Source organism: Elusimicrobiota bacterium (assembly GCA_040757695.1).
Taxonomy (GTDB): domain Bacteria; phylum Elusimicrobiota; class UBA8919; order UBA8919; family UBA8919; genus JBFLWK01.
In genome coordinates this window covers 1-20,598 of record JBFLWK010000006.1, presented here as the reverse complement: position 1 = coordinate 20,598, position 20,598 = coordinate 1, and the positions used below count along the sequence as shown (strand labels likewise).

The 20,598-nt window shown below is 33.0% G+C and carries 20 protein-coding genes; all 20 read left to right on the top strand.

What is annotated here, in order from left to right; translation table 11 throughout:
• The first annotated feature begins 1 nt into the window (after position 1).
• The 20 genes from AB1349_01965 to AB1349_01870 all read left to right on the top strand — a co-directional run bounded on the left by AB1349_01965 (position 2) and on the right by AB1349_01870 (position 20,481).
• On the top strand, positions 2 to 781 hold the full coding sequence (locus AB1349_01965; GenBank protein ID MEW6556104.1) for a glycosyltransferase family protein: 780 nt from the start codon (positions 2 to 4) through the stop codon (positions 779 to 781).
• Positions 778 to 1,593, top strand: coding sequence for an SDR family oxidoreductase (locus AB1349_01960; GenBank protein ID MEW6556103.1), 816 nt, complete (start codon positions 778 to 780; stop codon positions 1,591 to 1,593). Before AB1349_01965 ends, AB1349_01960 begins: the two co-directional genes overlap by 4 nt.
• A complete protein-coding gene (locus AB1349_01955; GenBank protein ID MEW6556102.1) occupies positions 1,587 to 2,330 on the top strand; it encodes a class I SAM-dependent methyltransferase in 744 nt (247 codons plus the stop codon). The genes AB1349_01960 and AB1349_01955 overlap by 7 nt, the downstream gene beginning before the upstream one ends.
• Positions 2,331 to 2,482: 152 nt before the next feature.
• Entirely contained in the window at positions 2,483 to 3,622 is a 1,140-nt protein-coding gene (locus AB1349_01950) for a DegT/DnrJ/EryC1/StrS family aminotransferase (protein MEW6556101.1), read from the top strand.
• An 18-nt stretch (positions 3,623 to 3,640) separates the two neighbouring features.
• Positions 3,641 to 5,509, top strand: a complete 1,869-nt coding sequence (locus AB1349_01945; protein ID MEW6556100.1) for a hypothetical protein — start codon at positions 3,641 to 3,643, stop codon at positions 5,507 to 5,509.
• On the top strand, positions 5,496 to 6,344 hold the full coding sequence (locus AB1349_01940; GenBank protein MEW6556099.1) for a class I SAM-dependent methyltransferase: 849 nt from the start codon (positions 5,496 to 5,498) through the stop codon (positions 6,342 to 6,344). Before AB1349_01945 ends, AB1349_01940 begins: the two co-directional genes overlap by 14 nt.
• Positions 6,328 to 8,004, top strand: a complete 1,677-nt coding sequence (locus AB1349_01935; protein MEW6556098.1) for an N-acetylneuraminate synthase family protein — start codon at positions 6,328 to 6,330, stop codon at positions 8,002 to 8,004. The genes AB1349_01940 and AB1349_01935 overlap by 17 nt, the downstream gene beginning before the upstream one ends.
• Positions 8,005 to 8,008: 4 nt before the next feature.
• Positions 8,009 to 9,175, top strand: a complete 1,167-nt coding sequence (locus AB1349_01930) for a polysaccharide pyruvyl transferase family protein (protein ID MEW6556097.1) — start codon at positions 8,009 to 8,011, stop codon at positions 9,173 to 9,175.
• Between the two features lie 2 nt (positions 9,176 to 9,177).
• Entirely contained in the window at positions 9,178 to 10,068 is an 891-nt protein-coding gene (locus tag AB1349_01925; GenBank protein ID MEW6556096.1) for an ROK family protein, read from the top strand.
• A 4-nt stretch (positions 10,069 to 10,072) separates the two neighbouring features.
• The gene (locus AB1349_01920; protein ID MEW6556095.1) at positions 10,073 to 11,107 is read left to right on the top strand and encodes an N-acetylneuraminate synthase family protein; all 1,035 of its coding nucleotides are present in this window, start codon (positions 10,073 to 10,075) and stop codon (positions 11,105 to 11,107) included.
• 2 nt (positions 11,108 to 11,109) lie between these two features.
• Entirely contained in the window at positions 11,110 to 11,652 is a 543-nt protein-coding gene (locus AB1349_01915; protein MEW6556094.1) for an HAD hydrolase family protein, read from the top strand.
• Positions 11,645 to 13,093: an oligosaccharide flippase family protein gene (locus tag AB1349_01910; GenBank protein MEW6556093.1), complete on the top strand. Its 1,449-nt coding sequence runs from the start codon at positions 11,645 to 11,647 to the stop codon at positions 13,091 to 13,093. The genes AB1349_01915 and AB1349_01910 overlap by 8 nt, the downstream gene beginning before the upstream one ends.
• Before the next feature lie 16 nt (positions 13,094 to 13,109).
• Positions 13,110 to 14,108, top strand: coding sequence for an SGNH/GDSL hydrolase family protein (locus AB1349_01905; protein MEW6556092.1), 999 nt, complete (start codon positions 13,110 to 13,112; stop codon positions 14,106 to 14,108).
• Between the two features lie 39 nt (positions 14,109 to 14,147).
• On the top strand, positions 14,148 to 15,260 hold the full coding sequence (locus AB1349_01900) for a glycosyltransferase family 4 protein (GenBank protein MEW6556091.1): 1,113 nt from the start codon (positions 14,148 to 14,150) through the stop codon (positions 15,258 to 15,260).
• The gene (locus AB1349_01895) at positions 15,257 to 16,231 is read left to right on the top strand and encodes a methyltransferase domain-containing protein (protein MEW6556090.1); all 975 of its coding nucleotides are present in this window, start codon (positions 15,257 to 15,259) and stop codon (positions 16,229 to 16,231) included. Before AB1349_01900 ends, AB1349_01895 begins: the two co-directional genes overlap by 4 nt.
• On the top strand, positions 16,228 to 17,028 hold the full coding sequence (locus AB1349_01890) for a polysaccharide deacetylase family protein (protein ID MEW6556089.1): 801 nt from the start codon (positions 16,228 to 16,230) through the stop codon (positions 17,026 to 17,028). Before AB1349_01895 ends, AB1349_01890 begins: the two co-directional genes overlap by 4 nt.
• 255 nt (positions 17,029 to 17,283) lie before the next feature.
• Positions 17,284 to 18,669, top strand: a complete 1,386-nt coding sequence (locus AB1349_01885; GenBank protein ID MEW6556088.1) for a hypothetical protein — start codon at positions 17,284 to 17,286, stop codon at positions 18,667 to 18,669.
• A 90-nt stretch (positions 18,670 to 18,759) separates the two neighbouring features.
• A complete protein-coding gene (locus AB1349_01880) occupies positions 18,760 to 19,509 on the top strand; it encodes a class I SAM-dependent methyltransferase (GenBank protein ID MEW6556087.1) in 750 nt (249 codons plus the stop codon).
• Positions 19,510 to 19,526: 17 nt separating this feature from the next.
• A complete protein-coding gene (locus AB1349_01875) occupies positions 19,527 to 20,156 on the top strand; it encodes a class I SAM-dependent methyltransferase (GenBank protein MEW6556086.1) in 630 nt (209 codons plus the stop codon).
• Positions 20,137 to 20,481, top strand: a complete 345-nt coding sequence (locus AB1349_01870) for a methyltransferase domain-containing protein (GenBank protein ID MEW6556085.1) — start codon at positions 20,137 to 20,139, stop codon at positions 20,479 to 20,481. Before AB1349_01875 ends, AB1349_01870 begins: the two co-directional genes overlap by 20 nt.
• Positions 20,482 to 20,598 lie beyond the last annotated feature (117 nt).

Here is a 20,598-nt window from a genome sequence, read left to right as displayed (position 1 = left end):
AATGTATAAGAATAAACCTGAAAAAATAGCTGCAATTTGTCAAGCAAGAATGGGTTCTACAAGATTGCCAGGTAAAACCATGATGGAACTTGCGGATGGCAAATCATTACTCTGGCATGTATTAAACAGAGTCAAGTACTCAAAATATATTGACAATATCATCATTGCAACTTCTAATGACCCCCAAGATAGAGTAATCGTTGAGTTTGCCCAAAATGAGAACTATCTTGTATATATAGGCAACCAGTATGATGTACTGGATAGATATTATCAATCTGCAAAGAAATTTAACTCTGAAGTGATAGTAAGAATAACCCCTGATGACCCTTTCAAAGACCCTGAGATAATTGATAAAGGTATAGAGATATTTTTTACCGAAGATGCAGATTTTGTTGCAAACTATTTAAAACCAACATATCCAGAAGGTATAGATATTGAAGTGTTTTCGTTTGAAGTACTTAAAATTGCCTGGCAGGAAGCTAAAAAAAAGTATGAAAGAGAACATGTATCCCCATTTATTTATCACAATAAAGGCAGGTTTAAGGTGATTGACTTTCACAACGATACTGACTATTCAAGTATGAGATGGACGATTGATTATAAGCAGGATTTTGTATTTGCTCAGGAAGTTTATAAAAGATTATATAAGCCGGGGAAGATATTTCTTATGAATGATATCATAAATCTTCTCAAAAGAGAACCGGAACTTACAAAAATAAATTCAGGTATAGAAAGAGCAGAGGGCTTAAAAAAGAGTATGAAGGAGGAAGGAATTAGATGAAAGACAAATTTGATGAAAAAACCATAAAGCAGAAGTTTGACCTCGCAGGCAATGTTATAATAATTACAGGTGGAACAGGTCTTCTGGGTGAATTTTTTGCTTGTGGAGTAGCAGAGTTTGGTGGCTTCCCAGTGATTGTTGATATTAACCAATCAAAATGTGATTCCCTTGCGGAAAGGATAAAAGAAAATTATAAAGTAGAAACGCTCGGGATTAAAACAGATGTTTCTAATAAGGAAGATGTGGAAAGAATGCTTAAACTTACTCTTGCTAGGTTCGGCAGAGTTGATGTGCTGGTTAATAATGCGCAACACAAACCAAAAGAAACATTCACAAATAGGTTTGAAGAATATACAGTAAAACAATGGGACGATGTGATGGCTGTTAACCTGAGAGGTCTTTTCCTGTGTACACAAATTATTGGCAGACAGATGATAAAACAAGGTAAAGGCAATATCATTAATATGGCTTCAACATATGGAGTAGTAAGTCCTGACCAAAGGATTTATACTAATACAAATATTGGATGCCCGGCAGTTTACTCAGCAAGTAAAGGTGGTGTTATAGCTTTTACTAAGCACATGGCAACCTATTGGGCGACTAAAAATATCAGAGTGAATGCACTATCGCCTCATGGTGTTTTTGCAAACCACGAAGCTCTTTTTGTGAAAAATTTTTCAACTCGCTCCCCGATGAATAGGATGTCCTATAAAGATGAGGTTGTAGGAGCGTTAATTTTTCTTGCCTCGGATGCCTCAAGTTATGTAACCGGTCATAATCTGATGGTTGACGGAGGTTGGTCAATATGGTGAAGGATTTGTTATCCCATGAGGAAATTATTGAAAAAGTGAAAGAGCATTATCGAACACGATATGAGAATTATAGAAAAATAGACGAAGAGATTAAAGAATCCGAGCATAGGAGGCATTTCGGTTCCAAGATTAACGAGTTATGCAGGTGCTATCAGAAAAGTATTAATGCACTTGATATAGGTTGTGGTACGGGGAGGTATTTTTCCTATTTTCATGAAAATGTAGAAAAATTAGTTGGTATTGATGTATCAATGGAAATGCTTGAAATTGCAAGAAATAATCCTGTTGATAAAGAAAACATTAAAGTTAAAAATATTGAACTGGTTTGTGCTGATATATTTGACGCAGAATTTGCTGATGAAGAATATGATTTGATATGTGCTATTGGTGTTTTCGGTTTGAAAGTCCCATTCAATAGTTATATCTGTAATATAATATATCAAATGCTGAAGAGAGAAGGTTCTTTGTTTTTAACAATAATGGATAAAAAATCAATACAAATTAAAAACAGTTTTTCTTATAATCTTGCAAAAATTATAGCAACATATTTGTCGCCGGTGAGAAAAATATTTCGGCATAAATTATTTAGTTTTTATGATTTCTACATGACAGAAAATGAAATAAGACAGGTTTTTGATAAATCTGAATTTGAATCTATTAAAATAACCCAATATAAACCAAAAGTTAGATATTCTATAGAATCACTTTTTGAAATTATCGCACGGAAGAATAAGTAATCTGAAAGAGATTTATAAGTACGCCGAGAGACATATCAGTTCTTGTCGGTGATGCTTCGACCACGGTTAGTTAAAATCAAGTCTGACTTGGATAAAACCTAACCACAAACCCAACACCGAATCTTGCATATGGTCTGGGAACAGGAGACGCGATGAATCGACAATTTTGGAGAATTGGGAAAGAAGAACTGCATGCAATATCAAAAATGTTTGAATCTGGATTCACTGGTGAAAACAGGTTAAAACTTGAAGACGAATTTTCTAAAAGGTTGGGTATAAAATATGCTGTATCAGTGAATTCTGGCAATTCTGCAATTCATTGCTGTCTTGGAGCAATCGGTGTTGGCCCCGGTGATGAAGTTATTGTTCCACCGTTGACATTTATTTCCCCAGCAATGACGGTTCTTTATACAGGTGCTGTTCCTATCTTTACGGATATTAATCCTGATACATTTACTATTGACCCCAAAGAAATAGAACGAAAAATAACCAGAAAAACAAAAGCAATAATACCTGTTTCTGTGTATGGCTTATGTGCTGATATGGACCCGATAATGAAAATAGCAAAGAGGTATAAATTATATGTGATAGAAGACGATGCCGAATCTATGCTGGCTGAGTATAAAGGAAGACTCGCCGGTACAATAGCCGATATGTCAATATTTAGTTTTGAGCGTTCAAAGCATTTAACAACCGGTGATGGTGGAATGATAGTTACTGATGATAAAGAACTTGCATTAAAAGCTAGAAAATTTAGTAATCTTGGCTACACAACTCTTTCAGCCAGACAGTCAGAAAGCAAAATAACTAAGGATGATGTACAGCATCCTGATTTTAAAAGACATGACTCTATTGGCTACAATTATAGAATGCCAGAAATCTGTGCGGCAGTTGCAAGGGTTCAACTCAAAAAAGCAGATATGTTTATAAAAAAACGATGTAAAATTGCCCGGTTGTATGAAAAAGCAATAGCAGATTCAAAACTGATTACACCACAGAAAACACCGAAAAGATACAAGAATACATATTGGACATATGCTATGTTGCTTGATACCTCAAAAGTAAAATGGGAAGAGTTCAGAACGAGATTTCAAGCAAATGGTGGTGATAGATTTTATGCTGCTTGGAAATTAAATTATTTGGAGCCGGTATTTGAGAATTTAAGTTTTCTCTGTCCTATTGCAGAAAAAATACAGCCAAGAATTATTCAGTTAAAAACAAACTATGAGAACCTTGAATATGCTAAAAACCAGGCAAAAATATTGAAAAAAACTATCACTGAATTTGAATAATTGTTATAGATTCCTAATATGGATTTAGTTATACTTGAAAGTAAAATTGAAGTAGATAAATTTATAGAAATGAAAAAAGTTGATGAAAATCTGCTATACGCACCTGCAGTTCCCGAAGCTGTTTACAGAATGATGAAAACAGACAAAAGTTTTAGGATTCTTGAAGATTATACCTCACAGGTCTATCTGGACACAGTCGGGGAAGAGAACTTTAAGTTGATGAATATATTAACTGACAGTTTTATGCAATATGCAACTGAATTTCTGAATAGTTTCCCGTTTGATATTTTTATTTCAGCCGAGAAGATGTGGCTTAAAAGATATGTTGATTCATATTGTTTTCGGTATGTATTACTAAAAAATTTTATTAGAAAAAACGGAGTAAAAAAAATAATTTGTTTCAAAAAAAGTGAAACAGAATTAGATAAAGAACAAGCGCTTCCATACAGTTTTATTATAGAAGATATAATAGCAGATGAAGAATTTAAAAATATCCAGTTAGAAACTTTTTCGCCTGTGTTTATACAAACTGATTTTGCCAGTTTAACCAATGTTTCTATAAAAGAAGAGATACAAAAATTTATCAGAAGTATTTTATCTTTTATATTAACAGTAAAGCCACTAAAAAAATATATAAGAGCCAGAACGAAGAACGCTATACTTCTGGTAGATGAATTTTATTCAACAAGATATTTTGCAGATTTAATATCAGAAAGACATAAAATGCCTATCTGGTGTATAAATTCAGCTGCTCCATACAGGTATCCTGTCTACAAGAAATTGTTATCTATAAAGCCAATGAAGAATAAAAACCGTGACTTAAAAATAATAAACTCTTTTGGTCAAATAATTAAAAGGTTTAATACTTGTATAAGGTCTGGGGTACTAATAAAATATCCTAATCTGACAAAACAGATAGTAAAAGAACTTCACAGACATTTTCAGATAGCAGTAGATATATATAATAGTATCACTGAATTTTCTGGGTTTTCAGGAATAGTGCTGTGCGGAAGTTCAATGCTGTTTGAACTTAGTTTCATTACGCTTTTATTAAAAAAAAGAAATCCTGTTTTTTGGTATCAACATGGTGCATTTGGATATTTTGATGTTGGAGATTATTTTAAGGCGACAGCATTCTCAATGTCTGATTTTTTTATATTCTGGGGGCCTGAAAGCGTTAGGTATCATAAAAATATTGAATGGAAAAATAAGAATAAAGCATTCTTTGTGCCTGATCCTGAACTATTCATACTATATGATAATATCAAAAAAGAGACTGAAAAAAATCAGTCAATAACTGATAAAATTACAGTTGCCTATATCCCAGATATATACAGGGCTGATTTTAGATGGGGGCCACATTTCTCATTTCCGGATATAAAAGCTTTTTTGTTACAAATTGAAATTATTAAAATATTTCAGAAATTTGATACCGCTATAAGAAAAATATTTAAAGCAAGTTATAAAGATAAATTCATGGAGCCATTGAAAAATTTTATATTAGAACTAAGACGACAAGATATTGAGTTTAACAGCCAGCCATTAAAAACTTTACTTAACAAAATAGATGTGTTTATATTAGAAGCCCCAGCAACCGCAATGTATCATGCATGTCTTACGGACAAACAAATTATTTGGCTTGACACCGGTGTTTATGATATATCAGAAGTTGCGAGGGAATCTCTGGAAAAAAGAGTATGGAAAATAGATTATAATACATATAGCTGGCAGGAAGAATTATATACTATACTCAAAGATATTATTGAAAAGGGGTTTTCAAAAAACGATACGAATTTCAGAGAAAAATATATAAGTTTAAGCAACCCAAATATATCAGCCCAGATTTTTGAAAAGTTGGTATTGGAGATGTCTAATGCAAGAAACTAAATGTATTGTGTGTAACAATATAAAAACTGAAAAGTGGGCACAAAAAGGTGACTACTTATCGGTGAAATGTAAAAAATGTGGAATGGTATGGATAGAACCAATTCCTGGCGAAGAAGAACTTACAAAATTTTATCAGGGGTATTATACTGCCCGAGTTAAAGATAAAAATTCATGGGAACAGAGAAAAACAATGTATAGAATTGAAGCCAGCTGGCTAAAAAATTTTATAACCGCTGGAACAATACTTGATATCGGTTGCAGTGATGGCTCATTTTTATATCAGTTTAAAGACAGGTTTGAATGTTTTGGTATTGAATTAGAAAAAAGTGCGGTCCTGGCGGCGAAGAAAAAAGGTCTGAATGTTATATGTGGTAGCACGGAATCAATATCTAAATTTGGAAGAAAATTTGGCTGTGTTGTATTGAGAGGAACGATTGAACATTTCCCTAATCCAAAGAAAGCGATATACGATATTATAGATTACGTAGCATCTGATGGATATATTTTTATTACCGCAACCCCGGATGTTTCGTCGTTCTGTGCAGAAATGTATCGGGAAAAATGGAATCAGTTCATTCCACCCGAACATATTTTTTATTTTGATATAAATACAATTTCAATATTAATGAAACAGTTTGGGTTTATAAAAATAGCACACCATCATTTTTATCTAGAAACACCATATGCTAATCCAGAAAAAGATTATAAAAAGATTAAAGAAGATATTAGAATTATTTACAAAAACGGTAGAAAGAAAGTAAAAATTTCTCCGCCATTCTGGGGCAGTATGATGACGATACTTTTCAGGAGGGAAAAAAATGCCACAAGAAAGTAGATTGAAAAAATGTTCAATCATAGTTTCGCATTATAACCAGTATGAACACCTTGAAAATATTATTGCTTGGTTTAAAACTGTTCAAATTTACAATTATGAAATGATTATTGCTGACGATGGGTCAGATTATTCTATAAAAAAATGGATTTTAGAGAAAAGGTTTAATCGTATAGAAAATTTAAAATATATTACCCATCAAAGAAAGGGATTCAGATTAGCAACTGTTCGGAACAAAGGAAACAAATTGTCTAATGGAGAAGTATTGATTTTTCTTGATAGTGATATGGTTCCCTGTACAGATTTTATTGAGGCACATTTAGAAGCACAGAAACAGATTGGTGGTGGAGGTGGTGGGATTGTTATAGGATATAGAATCAGAAATAAAGCAGTTGGTTTTCCATCTGATGAGAGGCATATTCAATTTGTAATTTCTAAGAATCTTAAAGAGCATAAAAGACCATATGAAATGTGTTATGGATGTAATTTTTCAATCCCAGCTAAAATTTTCAATGAGGTAAATGGTTTTGATGAAGATTATAATGGTTCTTGGGGGCTGGAAGACATTGATTTAGCGTTCAGGGTATATCAAAAAGGTTATCCATTTACTGTAAGTACAAATGCCTGGGCTGTCCATAAAGAACATCATTTTGACTATACTGAAAATTTTGCTAAACTTATCAAAAAGAAAAAACTATTCGAATCAAAAAATGTTGCTTTGCAATCACTAAACCCAGGCGCAAGAATATTTCATAGTTTTAAGCATGCTGCTAAGTTTATGGAGCTTTTAAATAAACAACAGAATAAATTACCAGAGTTTAGAATAAATGCTACAAGGCGAATTGGTAAATCAAATTGTACATTTGTCATAGCAGGAATAAATCGGTTCCACAATGGTGATTTTGATGTTGCAATAAAGTTGATTGATGTTGCAAAATCAGCTGGCGCAGATGCTGTTAAATTTACCATCTGTAGAAACTCTGAAAATATAGATGATTTTGTTCTGCATACCTATATGAACGAGGTTGGCAAAACCCGTGAAGATATAAATCGCTATATTGAATTTACTGAAAATCAATACAGATATCTAATCAAATATGCGCATAATCTTGGCATGCTGGTTGCTACTTCTCCATTAGGTAAAGAAGATATATCTTTTACAAAACAATTAGGTTTTGATTTTATCAGGATATCTCATAACAGGAACCATCTCCTTAAATATACAGGTAATATGCCGGTGATTGCTAGCATTGCTATAGACGAACATTTCCCACTATTAGTAAATTTTTTTCAAAAGGCGATGACCAAACCGAATAAAACACTTGCCGGTATTCTTATCACAAGCAGACATAGACCATCATTGCCTGACGATTTTTGTCTTTTTAATTTGATATTGCTGAGAGAATATATGAAAGTACCAATAGGTATTTCCGACCATGAGAATGGGATTATAATGGCTCCAGTTTCTGTCGCACTTGGTGCAACAATTATAGAAAAACATCTTACCATTAACCATGCATTTCCCGGCTATGGACATGGATTTGCACTTGAGCCATCCGGATTTAACCACTGTATAAGAGACATAAGAGAGGTTCGACCAGCATTTGGCTCGCCTAATCCTGAAATCATTGATTTATTGTATAGTAAAAAAATTAAGGTATAATTCTATGTATACTTTACTAAGTGTTGTTCGTACCAATGTAGGTGATTTTCTGTATCATCAAAGAATAAAGGAATTACTTGATTATTTCAAACCCGGCGAGAAACATCTTGAACTTTCGCTTGACAAAGGGGTCGATTATCAGAAACCACTTGATGATTATTTAGACAAAATAAATACCACCCGAGCAATACTTATATGCGGGGGTCCTTTATATTTTCCTGATCTGTTTCCTGCCCGCATACCAGTAGTAACTAATTTCAAGAAACTCAAGGTACCAGTTATCCCATTCGGCTGGGGGCTTGGCGGTACAATGGACTGCTACAAAAATTTTAAGTTTACGATTGAATCAGCGCTGTTTCTGAATTTTATACATAATAATTGCAGATTTTCAAGTGTTAGAGATATATTAACGCAAAAGGTGCTTAATGAATACGGATACGAGAATGTGATAATGACCGGGGACCCTGCATGGTACAACCTTAAGTATTTTGGGCTCAAATTTAACCTGCCAGACAAATGCGGGGTTAAAAAAATTGTTTTTACGACAGCACAGAATCTTGTTCATGATACCCGACTGTATCTATTAAATAAAGAGATGATTAAAACATTAAGAAAACTTTTTCCAGAACAAGAAATATATCTCAGTGTTCATAAAGGTAGAATAGTAGAAACTGATGCATTATACTATGTAAGAGGAATTGTAAAACTTAAAGATAAAATAGGCAAAGAAAGTATGAAAAAAATAATGTCAAAAATAAAAAATAGTTTGAAACAATCTCTACCATGGTCTAAAAACAGAAGATTGAATGAACTTATCAAAATAGCAAAAAATCTTGGATATAAAACTACAGAAGCGACAGGCGATTTGTCAAAAATTGCATTTTATGATACTTGCGATCTCCATATAGGTTTTCGGCTCCATGCCCATCTTTATTTTTTAAGTATAAAAAAACCGTCGTATCTTATTTATGAAGATGTAAGAGGACAAGGTTTTGCCAATACCATCAATTCCGACAGGGAATTGCCATATAATAGTCCTGATGTAATTGAGACGACAATAAGGAACTTTCAAGATGATTTCAATAATGGTTTTCAGCAGTATAAAGAAATTTTCACTAAATTAGAAGGTAATTTTAAAGAAATGGAAAAATTTGTCAAATCACTTCCTTAAAAATGTATAAAAATATTGTAAGTATTGATTGTGGAGCTACAAAGATGTCCTATACAAAAATATATCATAATAGGAAGGGGAGGAAACACTATAATATAGCATTCTGGAAAAAAATATCAACACCTGTCTTTAAGTCCTATGATGAAATGGTTAAGTTTGTTGCAGGCACATTGCCTTCTAAGATTGATGTTCTCTTTATAGCAGTTACCGGTCCTGTTGATGAAAAAAAAGGTGTTGTATATGGTGGCCCAAATCAGTTTTTAGTCGGACCATATCCACTAAAAGAGAAATTAAGCAAAGCGCTGGATATACCTGTCTTTGTTTATAACGATGTTAAATTAGCATCAGAAGGTGAAGCAAGATATTGGCGAAATTTGGATAACTTTTTATTTGTGATGGCTGGCACAGGAATCGCTGTAGAATTGGTTTTCAACAAAAAGGTTGTAAGCCGACAGAACGCTGGTCTTGGTGAGATAGGACATTGTAATATCGGAAGTAATTTAAGGTGTAATTGTGGACGCAAAGGATGTCTTGAGACAATCAGTTCCGGCTGGGCAATAGAACGGATTACAAAATTATCAGATATTTCTAAAAAAAAGGACCTTTTATCATTATTAGTAAACCAAAAAAAATATGGAAAAAAGTTTTTGATAGATTTAGAAAAAATATGGGCAAAAATATTGGAACCAATATTATTATCAGTACCTGTTTCGGCTATAGTAACAAATGGTTCGATAGGTCTTCATCCCGTTTTTCAGGATATTTTAAGGAATTGTCTGCGAAATATATATAAAAGACATCCGCTGTTAGAACACGCTCAAGTATATAAATCAAAATTAGGTTGGAAATCTGTACCTTGTGGTGTTATCAAATTACTTCAAGAAAAAGGATAAGAAAATGGAAATTTTAGGCAAAGATTTAACAAAAAGAAATGTGTTGCTTGTTGCAGAAATCGGATTGAATCATAATGGTGATATGAAACTTGCAAAAGATATGATACAATCTGCATCTGAATCCGGTGCCGATATCGTCAAATTTCAGAAAAGAACAATAGAGAAATGTTTTCAGAAAAAAGTGCTGGATGCACCATACCTTAAACCAACAAGTTTGGGAAAAACATACAGGGAACATAAACTTAAACTTGAGTTTTCTATTGAGCAACTGGCTGAACTTAAAAAGACATCTGATAAAAACAATATAGGATTTATGTGCACACCATTTGATTTGCAGGCACTTGAGGAGGTAATAAAATTAGGTGTCCCAGCAATTAAAATAGCATCTCATCTTCTTACAAATCATGAACTGATTATAAAAGCTGCCAGTTATGGTTTACCGGTAATTTTATCAACCGGGATGGCAACAAGAGAAGAGGTTATGGCTACATATGGTATCGCTAAAGCATTTTATCCTAAGACAGATGTAGCACTTCTTCAGTGCACATCGTGTTATCCTGCAGCTATTGAGACATTAAATGTTTTGGCAATAAAAGACTTACAAAATATTGCGCCAATCGTCGGCTTTTCTAATCATTGTGCCAATTTTGTGCCTTCAATATGTGCAGTTGCTATTGGTGCGAAGATAATTGAACAACATTTTACTTTAAGCCATAATCTGCCAGGACCTGACCAGAAAGCAAGTTTGATACCAACGGATTTCAGATTCATGGCGGATGCAATAAAGGATGCATTAAATTGTATAGGGACTGAAAAAAAAGAATTTCTTGAAGAAGAAAAAGAAAACAGAACCAAACACCACAGAACAATAGTAGCGGCAAGAAATCTGAACGCAAATGATTATTTAAGACGAGAAGATGTTGTTTTACTAGCACCAGAAGAGGGAGTTCCTGCATATTATTTGGGGATGATGTTAGGCAAGAAGTTGAAGCGAGATATTAAAAAAGATGAACTGATAAAGCCAGAGGATCTTTTGTAAAAATGAACATTTATCAAAAAAGTATATTAAGTTTATGTTACAAAAAAGGTGGTAGATATAAATCTTATATGAGAATAATATTACCTAAAGTAGTTTTAACAGATGTAGACGGTGTTTTAACTGATGGGAATGTTCTCTATTTGGATAACGGAACACGAGCAAGATTTTTCAATATAAGGGATGGTCAGGGATTCAAAATACTGAAAGAACTAGGAATAAAAACAGGTTTTGTTAGTGGCGAACAAGACAGGCACATACTTTTAAGAGCACAAAAACTCAAACTTGATATAGTGCTTTTGGGAATACAAGATAAAGTTTCAGCAGTAAAAAAACAACTGAAAAAATATTCAGTATCATTAAAAGATGTCTGGTTTGTTGGCGATGATATAAATGATTTAGAATTGCTGATGTCAGTTGGGTTATCATTTTGTCCCAAAAATATTCCAGACGACAAAGTATTAAAATCTTGCCATTTCCAGTTAAAAAAAAGCGGTGGTCACGGTGTGTTTAGAGAGCTTGTAGAAATTATAAACTTATATGTTTAGAGATTTTGTAAAAGTATTTTCAGCAACTGGTTTTACTCAGGTAATTGAACTGGTCAAAGGATTTTTTGTAGTTAAATATCTTGACCCGTCATTTTATGGCTTATTAAAAATACTTGAAATTATAAAACAACTTGCAAAATATGGTAATCTTGGTTTTATTGATATTGCCTTAAGAGAAATTCCTTTTTATAGAGGCAGAAATGAAATAACAACAGAACAGAAAGTTCGTAACAATGCATATAGTTGTGAATTGCTTTTAACATCTTTTTTGACCATTGTAGCTATTTTGTTGGTTTTTTATTATAAAAATCCATTAGTCAAAATCGGGATAATTTGTTCTGCGTTGGTGCTTTTTCTTGGGAAAATAGAGCGAATTTTATCTACTGAAAGTACTATTCAAAAACAGTTTGCTATTTATAGCAATGCGATTGTTATTTCATCTGCGTTAGATTCGGTCTTAATTATTGGAACTATTTCATTTTGGGGCGTTTATGCACCATTGATTATTCCAGTAGTCGTTACTGTAGTAGTTATTTTCTATCTCATAAGAAAACTGAAAGTTGATTTCAAATTAAAGATTGATAAAGTTGAATTGAAACGTCAAATAAAAGTTGGTCTCCCATTTGCCTTAAAATCAAACGCATATGGTGTTTATCAATGGGCAGAAAGAGGAATTATTGCCAGTTTTTTAGGTCTTAGAGCAGTTGGATTATGGGGACTTGCCCATACGGTTATGACAATGTTTTTAAATTATGGAATGGTTTTCTCAAGAATCTGGTACCCTAATATTATGGAAAAATTAGGACGAGCAGGCTTTGAAGAAGTAAAAAAAGATGTTATAAAAATCATCAAGGTAATAACGATTTTATCAAGTATTATTATTAGCCTAGCATATATCAATCTTTTCTGGTTTATTCAATCATTTTTGCCAAAATATATTGACTCAATTCTTTTAATAGGTTTATTTCTTTTAGCAATTTACTTCTGGCTACCGACTTCATATATTAGCATTATTCTTTCTGCCCCCACCATTGATAAACAAGTTTATGTTTTTTATACAATAATGATGGGAATAATTTTTTTTGTTGGTAGCAGTTTCATTCTAAAATTTTTCAATCTGCACTCCCTTGTCAATCTGGTAATTGTTGATGTTCTTGCATATTTGCTAATGTCGTTGTTATACTTTAGAATGTATCTAAAAGTAGTGAGATATAATTTAAAAGAGATATTCAATTTCGTTTGGCAGTTAATCTATCCTGGAATTATTGCATCTGTAATAATATTCTCGCTAACCAAAATCAATATTTCTACACAAACTGGAAATGTTATTCTCAGAAATTTAATCATTATAGCAGGTGGAATTACTTTTTTACATTTTAATTTTGATTTAAAATACTGGGCAAAAGAAATAATTAAAATCAGCAAAAATGAAAACAGATAACAATTTTAGCAACTTTATGCTAAGCAGGATTAAACGATACCTTACATTCTTGGTTGTAGAAATTTTTATCTTTTTGTTTTTATTAGGAGTAGTTATTGGTTGTATGGAATTATACTATTGGTATACGCAGGGAAGATTAGTTAAAAACTTTCCACCGAATGATATAATAAATTACACCTGGGGACATAAGGTCAGAACAAATCCTTATTGGTTCCGAGATAAAAACTATGAACTTGTCCCGTTAAAAAATGGTTTCCGTATAATTGTTTTAGGCGATTCTTTTACCTGGGGTGCTGGGGTTTCTGAAGATGAGAGATATTCCAACCTGCTTGAAAAGTATTTGAAAGAAAAACATCCTCAAAAGAAAATTGAAGTCCTAACTTTTGCAAGATCAGGTGGTCCTACAACACAAGAATGTGAGGATATCAGAAGATATTATAAACAGTTACAACCCGATTTGGTTATTGTAGGTTTCTGTACCAATGACCCCAAGCCGGGGTCTTCAAATGATACACCGGAGAGAGTTTATTATCGAGAAAAAATAAAACCGCTTCAGCAAAAGTTGCAGAAGTATAAACTTAAAGGGACAACGGAATATATTACTAAAATTTACGAAGGACTGCTGATTGCTTTTCGTAAAATGCCTTCTTGGATTGGTGGTGTGGATAGATCCTATAATAAGGATTCAAATGACTGGAAAGAGTTTGTAAGAGCATTGAAGGATATACGCAGGATGAGCGCCGAGGTTACTCCATATCCACCTATTTTTATTTCGTTGAATGAAGGTGCAAGTAATAGTGGTCCAACTGACTATAATAAACCCAATAAGGCATTAAGAGTATTTCTAAGATGGTATCATCAAGCAGAAGAAGCCGCAATATCTGCTGGATTTATTGCTGTTAATTGTGAGGAAGAATTTAAGAAAGAATTAAAGAATTATTTGATGATGCTCATGCCAGCATCCTACACCCAAGATGCATCAAATATATGCCCAAAAATTAATTGCTGTGGTTGAAGAAAATAAACTTATCAGATAGACACTTGATTAAATGGTATGAAATTAATCTATATAGCAATATCAAAAATTCCTTATAAAACAGCCCACACGCTGCTTATAATGAAAATGTGCGAAGCTTTTAAACAGTGTGGTATAGATGTTATTCTTATAATACCAGAATATGGTAACAACGATAGTACTGACGATATTTTCAATTTCTACGGGACTAAACATAAATTTGAAATTATAAAAATCCCGTTTAAGAAATCACCAGCCCCAACATTAAGATTTGCCTATAAGGCAATAAGAATTGCAAAAAATGTAAAAGCTAATTTTGTAGTTTCAATGATCAATCATGTTGTTATATGGGCAACCCTTTTTAAAATTCCATTTATAATTGATTTACATGGACGCCCTTTCTCTTTAATGGAGAAATTATCGTTAAAAATATCTAATTATTCCAAATCTCTAATTAAAATCGTAACAGTAACCCAAACTTTAAAAAATTGGTATATAAAATGGGGAATTCAGCCGAATAATATTATTGTATTACCAAATGGCGCTGATATTGAACTATTTCCAGAGGTAGAATATTTTGATTGGAAAAATGGAATGCCTTTAAAAGTAGGATATTCAGGTCATTTGTATAAAGGTAAAGGTATGGAAATAATAGTTGAAATAGCAAAGTATATTTCTGATGCTGAATTTATTATAATAGGTGGTCTTGAAGAGGATATTCATTATTGGAAAAATAAGACAAAGGATATTTTGAATATCAAGTTTTTAGGATTCATTCCTAATACTAAAATACCGGAAATGTTGAATAGGTTAGATATACTTTTATTACCCAATCAGAGGAATGTCTTTCCTGTTGGCGGCAAAGAGGATATAGGAGATTATACCTCGCCGATGAAAATGTTTGAATATATGGCAACCGGGAAACCTATAATTGCATCTGATTTGCCGGTATTAAAAGAAGTGCTTAAAGATAAAATAAACTCAATATTAGTTCCGCATAATAAACCTGAGGAATGGATAAATGCGATTAAATTTGTTCAACAGAATCCAGAACTGGCGTTAAAAATCGGGCAACAGGCAAGAAAAGAGGTTGAAGAAAAATATAACTGGGCTACCCGTGCAAAAACATTGATAGAACATTTTAAAAGATGAGTATTAAATCAGTATTAAAAAAAGTTACCAGACATTTTCCAGTATTGAGCGGAATCGCAACTTATATTCTAGGGCTGTATAAACCCGGTTCAACCGGTACAGGTGGAACGATTAGTGCACGATACTGCTATTCTGTATGGTTAAGACATCTTATGATGGCGTATAAAAATGGTCTGTCAACACAGCCAGATACTGTTGCTGAACTGGGACCGGGCGATTCACTTGGTATCGGACTGGCTGCTTTACTATCCGGGGCAAACAATTACTATGCATTTGATGTTGTAAAATATGCTAATACTGAAAGAAATATTGCCATTTTTGATGAGTTGGTATCCTTATTCCAAAAACGCGAAAAAATTCCAGATGAAACCGAATTCCCAAGAGTTAAACCATACCTGGAGTCATATAAATTTCCAGCTCATATTCTGACTGACGAACGGCTTGATAAAGCATTGAAGCCGGAAAGGATAGAATCTATACGAAATGCAATTTTACATTCAGGTAGTAGAAATAGAAACAACACACAAATATCCTATTGCGTTCCCTGGTCCGATTCAAAAACGGTAAAAGAAGAATCAGTTGATATGATATACTCTCAAGCGGTAATGGAGTATGTTGACGATCTCGCTTATACATATCAGGTATTATATCGGTGGTTAAAACCGAGTGGTTTTATGTCACACGAGATTGATTTCAAAAGTGATGGAATAACGAAACAGTGGAATGGCCATTTGGCATATTCAGATTTTGTATGGAGATTGATTAAAGGCAAGAAAACCATGATACCCAACAGACAACCATACTCAACACATATTAACTATATACAAAAAGTTGGATTTGAGATTGTTTGCAGTATCAATACTACAGATATTTCAGGAATCACAAGGGAACAACTTGCCGCACGGTTCAAGAACATGTCTAATGATGATTTAACTACAAGTTCGGCTTTTATTCAGGCAGTTAAAAAATGAAAACTCAACAGAAACAAGTTATGAAAAGGATTTTAGGTAAAATCTTTTGTCTGACCAAAATGTTTAACCATCAACCCAAATTTACTATTTTGATGTATCACTCGGTAAATCCAGAACATCCGGATTCAATCCTGCCGGCTGAATTTGAAAAACAAATACAATTTCTTACCTCAAACTATCAGATTCTATCTGTAACAGATTTTTTTAATTTTCAAACCAACGGGGGGGGGATTGCCATAACTTTTGATGATGGTTACGAAGATAATTTTTATTATGCGTTACCAATACTAAAAAAATATAATTGTCCTGCTACTTTCTTTATTTGTACTGGATTTGTTAGCAAAGAACTGGATATTACCAAAAATTGGAACTGCTATCATGGCTTAAACCCGTTAACTTTTGAACAAATTAAAGAAATGAAAAAAGCAGGAATGTCTTTTGGCTGTCATACGCATAGTCACCCAATTCTAACAAAAATTCAGCTAAAAGAAGCCAGAAACGAAATCAACAAATCAAAAACTATTCTTGAAAATATTTTAGGCGAGCAAATAGATTCATTTACATACCCGTTTGGCGAACTGAATACTTTTAATAAAAGCATTATTTCAATTCTAACAGAAGCAAAACTTAAATTAGCCTGCACAAGCATTTATGGCAGGAATACCAAGAAAACCAACCAGCTGATTTTGTATAGAATTGGAATTGACCCGCAAGATACTATTGACGATTTTACTGCTAAAGTTCAAGGGTCTTGGGATTTTCTTAAAGTATATCGCATTTTCAAAAAAAGAATATGAGATTGTTGAAAAAGTCAATTTACCGCAGAGGCACAGAGAAAATCACAGAGGTTGTAGTAGTAGGGGCACAGCATGCTGTGCCCCTACTCTCTGTGTTCTCCGTGTCTCTGTGGTGAGGTTTTTCAACGGTATCAATATAAAAAAATGAATACGCTTCTCCTAAAAAATAAAAATATATTAAATATAATACCAAAATTTTTGGTTCTGGCTGCTATTTATTTGGCAATATCTCTTTTTTTCAAGAACCAGTTCTATATGTTGACTTTTATTTTTAGTTGTATTCTCGTTACACTCTTAATTGTATCGGTTTACAAACCAATATTTGTCTTAAAGTTTTTGATTATATTTGTTATGCTCCAGTATTTCTTAACTCAGCAGTTAGGATTACCCGAAAGGCTAACTTTAACTGATGATGTTACTTTTTATATTCTATTATTCGTAACACTATTTAGAAAACAGAATCTATTCAAATTGAAGAAAGATATTTTTTTTGTTGTTGTTGCAATCGCGTTGACAGGTATTTTTTCTGGCTTTGTTAATGGTTCGCATTTTTATGTTACTCTACTTGGTTTGCGTGGCTATTTACAGTATATCTTATTATTTTTTCTAATTGTCAATCTCAATATCACCAGAGACGAAGTAAACAGGTTAACAACCTTTTTTATAGATACATTTTTGGTGCTCAATATCCCGTTAATGCTGTATCAAATAGCAGAAGTTACTTTCATCACTCACTGGTGGCAGCCTGATACGGTAAAAGGTAGTTTTGGAGCCGGTGGCTCAAATATGTTAACATATGTAGCAATATTACCGTTGTTTTTTATTTTCGGCAGGATAATAGAAGAAAAGAATATGAGTAAAAAAAATATTTTAAGACTGATAATGATTTCAATTATTTTTATTTTTTCACAGGGTAGATATGGCATTATTCTTACACCACTTGTTTTTTTGTGGATTTATAAAACCAAACTGATTTTTAAGAAACGGTTATTTAAATACACCATCTTGATATTTTCAGTTTTAATAATTTTGTTTTTTTCGTTTTTTGTTATAGGCGAAATGTTTTCAGGATTGCACATAAGCGAAGGATTTGCAGGATTACGCTACTATAATATATACAAAAACTTTGTTGATTGGGAATTCAATGTCGACATGGGTGCAAACCGATACCTGTGGTTAGAACTTGTCTGGAATTATGTTAAAAAAAGTTTTACTCATATTCTTGTTGGCTATGGACCGGGCGAGTTCTGGAGTTATATTTCGTATAAATTAAAAAGTCGGATAACAATGGAGACATTTAATTATTGGGGACAGTTAGAAATGGGTCATGATGCGGGCTGTGCTTGCGGGCTTGTTCCTGTAATAGGTGAATTCGGTTTTCTGGGTTTATTTCTTTTTTGGTATATGTATTACAAAATTTATAAGTTCAGCTGGAAAGTGTATAAATATTCATTCACACCGGAGTTAAAAACATTTTGTTTGGCAGTTATTGCTGGCTCAATTATGATGTTTTTCGGGGTTTATGTGCAGTTAATCTGGGAACATCAAAATACTGTCTTTTTCTATTGGTTCTTTACTGCGATGTTTTACAAAATGTATCTTGAAACCATTGAAAAAGTCAATTTACCACAGAGGCACTGAGTTCACAGAGAAAACAGAATTCTTAATTCTCAATTCTTAATCCTGTGATTTTCTCTCTGTGTTCTCCGTGGTTCAATCTTGTAGATAAAAATGAAGCAAAAATTTGAGCAACTAATAAAAAAGAAATACATACCACGATATCACCTGTTATCTAGAAATGTACAGAAAATAATTTATTCGCTTGATCTTGAAGATATTGATTTTACCGGTAAGAATGTATTGGATATTGGTTGTGGTGCGGGACTTTATTCAATTTATTTAGCGTTAATAAAAAATGCATCTAAAATCGTTGCAGTTGATGAATACTTGGGACATGGTAATGTTGCCAGCAATAAAGAATTATTTTTGGATGTGGTAAATAACTATGGACTTAAAGAGAAAATATCTATTGTTCAAGGCGATATTTTTAATCTAACTTTTCAAGATAACTCGTTTGATGTAGTTATGTTAAATGATGTGATGCATCATCTCTATATTACTAACGAAGATATTTCTGAACTAACACAAATTCCTGATAGTGTATTTAACCTGATTAAAAAATATGGTTTATGGTTAAAACCGAATGGGATAGTTATAATCCATGAAGTAAAAAGGCGCAATATCTTAGAAATACTGCCAAGATATTTTAACAGAGCTAATATTGATTTTACAACCAAACAGAATCCTGACGGCTGGACAAACCTGTTTGAGCACGCTGGTTTTTGTCTGCAGGATGTAAAGTATTATGTTTCCTATAAACTGAAACTATATACCCCCTTCCTTTACAAATTGTTGTCAGCTGGCTTTTTAAGTTATTTTTTACGAGGAAGATATAGATTGATTTTTGGAAAAAGGGGTTAATAGAATTTATATCCTGTATGAATTATTCTGAACATAAAACACCGTGCCAATTTCTGGCATCATATAAGTATGTAAAACCATATCTTGCTGAGAAGAAAGTGCTGGATATTGGTTGTGCAACAGGTGAATATCTTCAGACATTCTCAAAGGACTCTATTGGTATAGATCTTTCAAGCCCGAATGTTGATATTTGTAGACAGAAAGGTTTAAAAGTAAAAGAAACAGATATAAATCAACCGCTTCCATTCCAGAATGCTGAATTTGATGTTGTTTTCTGTTCGCATGTTTTAGAGCATGTGGATTCACCGGTGTTTCTACTCAGAGAAATAAACCGGGTCTTAAAAAAGAATGGTATTACAATAATATGTCTACCAACCGAGATTAGCATTGCGAGAGTATTAAAAGATAAGTATTTTGAAGCACACAGGGGGCATCTATATTCATTCACAATCTCTAATATGAGGAGATTATTTGAATATTGCAATTTTAAGTATGAAAAAGTTATTATTGATATCAACTGGGTAAGAAAACTTTATCTGTGGTGGCTTTTGTGGCTTGTCCAGAGACTTCCACTTGTATGTAGTATATGGTGGTCAAATGCGTTCTGGGTAATAGGGAGAAAAATTGATGATACAAAAAAAATTTGACGAAGAACAACTATTAGAATTCTATAAAACATCAGAAGAATACCTCAAAAGATTAAACAAGCATAAAGATGATTATTTTAGAAATTATCTGTCGCTTTTAGAACCAGAATCTACTGATAGTTTTTTTCTTGATGTTGGCTGTGGAACTGGCTATGCGGTTTTGAAACTGGCAGAAAAAGGGTTTAAAGGTGTTGGAATTGATATATCCCCGCTTTTTATAGAAGAAGCCAAAAAAATTGCTAGAAATTATCATCTAGAACAAAATGTAGATTTTGTAGCCGCAAATGTTTCATCAATTCCATATCCGGATGAAACATTTATTTAAATGTCGCCGAATACCCCGCAGCTTGCTGCGGGGATGAAGGCGACCGACAAATTTTGCCAAATTTTGTATAATGTAATATGTGGAGCTAAGACGAGCAAGTCACGCTGTATATGAACT